Annotated in this window: 3 protein-coding genes; 1 reads left to right on the plus strand and 2 read right to left on the minus strand. The window is 75.6% G+C overall.

Features of this window, described 5'->3' with window-relative positions; all coding sequences use genetic code 11:
* On the plus strand, positions 1-944 hold a 944-nt coding region (locus AB1578_22355), incomplete at its 5' end, for a PA2778 family cysteine peptidase (GenBank protein MEW6490640.1).
* A gap of 311 nt (positions 945-1,255) precedes the next feature.
* Here the strand turns inward: AB1578_22355 and AB1578_22360 are convergent.
* Entirely contained in the window at positions 1,256-2,251 is a 996-nt protein-coding gene (locus AB1578_22360; protein MEW6490641.1) for an RluA family pseudouridine synthase, read from the minus strand.
* 292 nt (positions 2,252-2,543) lie between these two features.
* Positions 2,544-4,158 (minus strand): complex I subunit 5 family protein (locus tag AB1578_22365; protein MEW6490642.1); only part of this gene is annotated, 1,615 nt, incomplete at its 5' end.

The raw sequence follows: 4,158 nt of genomic DNA on the forward strand, positions 1-4,158 counted from the left end.
CAACGGCCTCCCGGCTCGGGGTTTGTGCGCGCTGGGCCCTGGCTGCGATCGCCTTCGCTGCGGGGGGCTGTGCGCCGGGACTGGGGGAGATTCGGGAGGCCGAGCTTCCGCCGCGGGCACGAATCCCGGGGGTGCCGGTGCTCGTGCAGACCGAGGACCACTGCGGCCCCACCTCTCTCGCCGCCCTGCTCGCGTGGGCCGGACGCCCCGAAACCCCCGAGGCCCTGGCGCCCCTGGTGTACCTGCCCGGCCGCTCCGGTACCCTGCCCGTCGACCTCCCCCGGGAGCTTCGGGACCGGGGGCTCCTGGCCTACCGGGTCCGCCCCCGCCTCGATCGGCTGCTGGCGGAGGTGGGGGCGGGGCACCCGGTCCTGGTGCTCGAGAACCGGGGGCTCCGGTGGCTTCCCCGCTGGCACTACTCGGTGCTGACGGGCTACGACCTGGGGGGAGGGATCGCGGTGCTCCACGCGGGCGGGCCCGAGCCCGAGGGGGTCTCCCTCGGGACCTTCCGCCGCACCTGGGAGCGGGGGGGCGCCTTCGGGCTCCTCGGCCTGCCCCCCGGACGCCTGCCCGCCGGGGAGGACCCGGAGGGGATCCTCTCAGCCCTGGCCGACCTGGAGGAGGCCGGCCGCCCCGCGGAAGCCGCCCCGGGCTACGAGACGTTCCTTCGCCGGTGGCCCGGGGACTGGCGGGGCGCCTTCGGGTGGGGCAACGCCCTCCATGGCTCCGGGGACGCGGCCGGGGCCGAGGAGGCCTTTCGCCGCGCCCACGCCACGGCGCCCGACCGCCCCGAGCCCCTGAACAACCTCGCCCTGGTCCTGGCCGCGATGGGGCGCGGGGCCGAGGCGCGGGCGCTTGCCGCCCTCGCCCTGGACGCCGCCCGGACTCTCGGCCTGAACCCCGTCCCCTACGAGGACACCCTCCGGGAACTGGGACCGCCCTGACGGGCCCTTCCCAGGACCCACCATCCCACTTTGGGGCGGGGTCGGGGAACCCTGTAGCGCAGCCGCGCGCCGCATCGACCGATTGGCGGCACCCGGCGCAAACGGGTGAAGGTCGGCGCACCTGTTCCCTGGGGGAGATGCCTCCACAAACCGCGGATTGCGCGGTGGAGCGAAAGGGTTCCCCGACCCCGCTGACCACCCAGCTCGTGAATCACGGCTTCAGTCGCTCAGCCGCTCCGCAGGGGAAGGCCGGCCGGGCAAGGCGCCCCGGGACCTGCGCCTCCGCCGTCGTTCCCATCCCGTTTACCCCGCTATCCCGTCGACGAACGCCCCTCCAGGGGCTCCGGAAGCCGCGGGCCGAAGATGGCCCGGGCCAACCCATGGAAGTCTGCGGGGACCGGTGCCTCGAGGCGCAGCTCCGCCCCCGTGGCGGGGTGGACGAAGGCCAGCGTCCAGGCATGGAGCATCTGCCGCGGCACGGGCGCGCCCTCTGCCGCGGCGTCGCCCCCGTAGAGGGGGTCGCCCAGGATGGGGCACCCCGCCTGGGCGAGGTGGATCCGAATCTGGTGGGTGCGGCCCGTGCGGGGGGCGGCCTCCACCAGAGCATACTCCCGGGCACGGGCGAGCACCCGGAAGGCGGTCTCCGCCCGCATCCCCCCGGCCCGCACGGTGAGCATCCGGTCCCCCTCCCCCTCCCGCAAGTGGGAAACCACCTCGAAGCTCTCCGTCGGGCGGCCCCGCACCAGGGCCAGGTATCGCTTCTCCACCCTCCGGTGCCGGAAGGCGTCGAGGAGGGCGGTGCTGAAGGCGGGGGTCTTCCCCAGGAGGAGCACCCCCGAGGTGTCCTTGTCCAGGCGGTGGAGCAGGGTGAGCTTCCGGCCGGCGACGCGTTCGGCCAGGGCCGCGGCGTGGAGCCGCCCGGGGTCTCGGGTGGGCCCCGAGGGCAGCCCCGGGGGCTTGAGCACCGCCAGGCACTCGCCGTCCTCGTAGAGCACCGGGAGGTCTCGCGGGGTTGTCGGGGTTTCGGCGGGGGCCTCCATGAGGACCGACACCCGCTCGCCCCGGCGCAGCACCCGGGAGGCCATGGCCTCGATGCGCCCATCCACCGCGACCCGCCGCCCGTCGATGAGCCGCTTGGCCCGCTTGCGGCTGAGATCCGGGAAGACGGCGGCGAGGAAGAGATCCAGGCGAAGTCCCGCGTGGCGCCCCTCCACCGTCACGCCCGGCTGCTCGATCCTCTTCTCGTGCCGCCCCCGCCCCCCCGGGCGCGGGGCTCGGCTCTCCGTGCGCGCGTGGCGTTCCTTCACCCCGTCTCCCTCCTGTGCCGGTCCACCCACAAAGCATAAGCCGACCGGCACAGGGCTGTCACCGAGGTCGCTCGGCCAGGATCCGCCAACGGGGTGGCAAGAGGGGTCCGGGAGCCCTTGCGCTCCGCCCCGCAATCCGCGGTGTTCGGAGGCAGCGTAGCCGAGGGACCCGGCGCGCCGAGCCTCACCGGTTTCGGCCTCGCTGCCGCGGTCCGGTCGAGGCGGCACGGGGCTGCGCTCCAGGACTCCCGGACCCCGCCCCAAAGATTTGGTGGTGGATTCTGGTCGGCGCCTACCACAGAAAGAGGCCGAACTGAACCAGGGCGGCCAGGAGGAAGGCCACCCCCAGGGAGGCCCAGCGACCCAGGTGCGCCTCGGCCGCCCGAAGCCCCGGGGCTGCGCGCGCCAATCGGGCCTCCCAGCCCGTGCCGAGGCTGTCGCGCCAGCGCAGGGGCCTTGCCAGCCCCGGGCCCAGGGCACGCAGGAAGGCTCCCCCCATCCACCGGCTCGCCCGCAGGGTCGGGACCAGCAGGTCCCCCTCCGGCACCCGCGCGGGGAGTTGCCTGACCGTGCGCCAGACGACGAGGGCCGCCGCCCCCCCGGCCGCCGCCGGCCAGAAGGAGGACCACAGCCCGGACCAGGAAGCTCCCTCGCCGTACCCTGCGGCGGGTCCCGCCCACGCCGCTCCGGCGCAGGCGAGCACCAGGAGCGCCCAGGGCGTCCCCAGCCCGAAGGAGGGGTCACTGTCCCCGTCCCCCCGGGGCCACACCAGGAACAGGAACCGGCCCATGAGGGCTGCCGTCCCCACCGCCGCCAGGGGCAGGAGCCAGGCCAGCGCCGCGGGCCAGGCCCCGGGCGCCAGGTCCACGGCCCCCTTGAGGGCCGCCTTGGCGGCGGCCCCGCTGGTAAACGGCACCCCCGCCAGGGAGAGGGCGGGCACGGCGAGGCCGGCGGCGAGGCCCGCCCGGGCAGCCCTTCCCCGGACCCCGGCGGCCGCCACGCCCACCCCCAGGAAGAGGGCCCCCTTTGCCAGGCCGTGGTGAAGCGCGTAGGCGCCCGCCGCAGCGAGCCCGGCAGGCCACAGGGCGGGCTCGGCGAGGCCCAGACCCACGGCTACAGTGAGAAAGCCCATCTGACTCACGCTGGAGTAGGCCAGGAGCGTTTTCGGGTTTTGCTGGAAGAACCCCGCTAGGACCCCGAAGAAGGCCGCCCCCATCCCCGCCGCGGCAACGGGGAGCCCGAGGCCGGGCAGGGCCGCCTCTCCCAGGGGGAGGAAGCGCAGCCACCCCAGGAGCCCTGCCTTGATCATGGCGCCGCTCAGGACCGCGCTTGCGGGGGTGGGCGCCGCCGGGTGGGCCAGGGGCAGCCACACGTGGAGGGGCACCGCCCCGGCCTTGATGCCGAACCCCAGGAGGAGAAGGGTTGCGACCAGGCCCCCCCGCGGCGCCCCGGCCAGGGCGGCGGGGGCTTCCCGGAGCGCCAGGGTGCCGGCGGCGCCGGCGAGCAGGACGAGCCCGGCAAAGAGCAGGAGCTCCCCCGCCACCGCGAGGACCAGGTACACCCGCCCGGCGGCCAGGGCCGCGGGGGAGCGGTCGTGGACCACGAGGCCGTAAGAGGCGAAGGTCATGAGGGCGAAGAAGAGGTAGAAGCTCACGAGATCCTGGGCCAGGCACAGGCCCAGGTTCCCCGCCAGGGCGAGCAGGTAGACCCCGAAGAAGCCGGCCCGTCCGCCGTCCTGCCCCAGGTACGCCTGCCCGTAGAGGCCCGAGAGGAGCCAGAGGACCCCGGTGAACCCGAGGAAGAGCCGCCCGGTCCCGTCGAGCCCCAGGGCCGTGCCGAGGAGGAGCCAGTCCCCGGGGGCCGCCGCGCCCCCGGGAAGGGCCAGTGCCGCCAGGAGCCCCGGTGCG

The organism is Thermodesulfobacteriota bacterium (genome assembly GCA_040756475.1).
Classification (GTDB): Bacteria; Desulfobacterota; Deferrisomatia; order Deferrisomatales; family JACRMM01; genus JBFLZB01.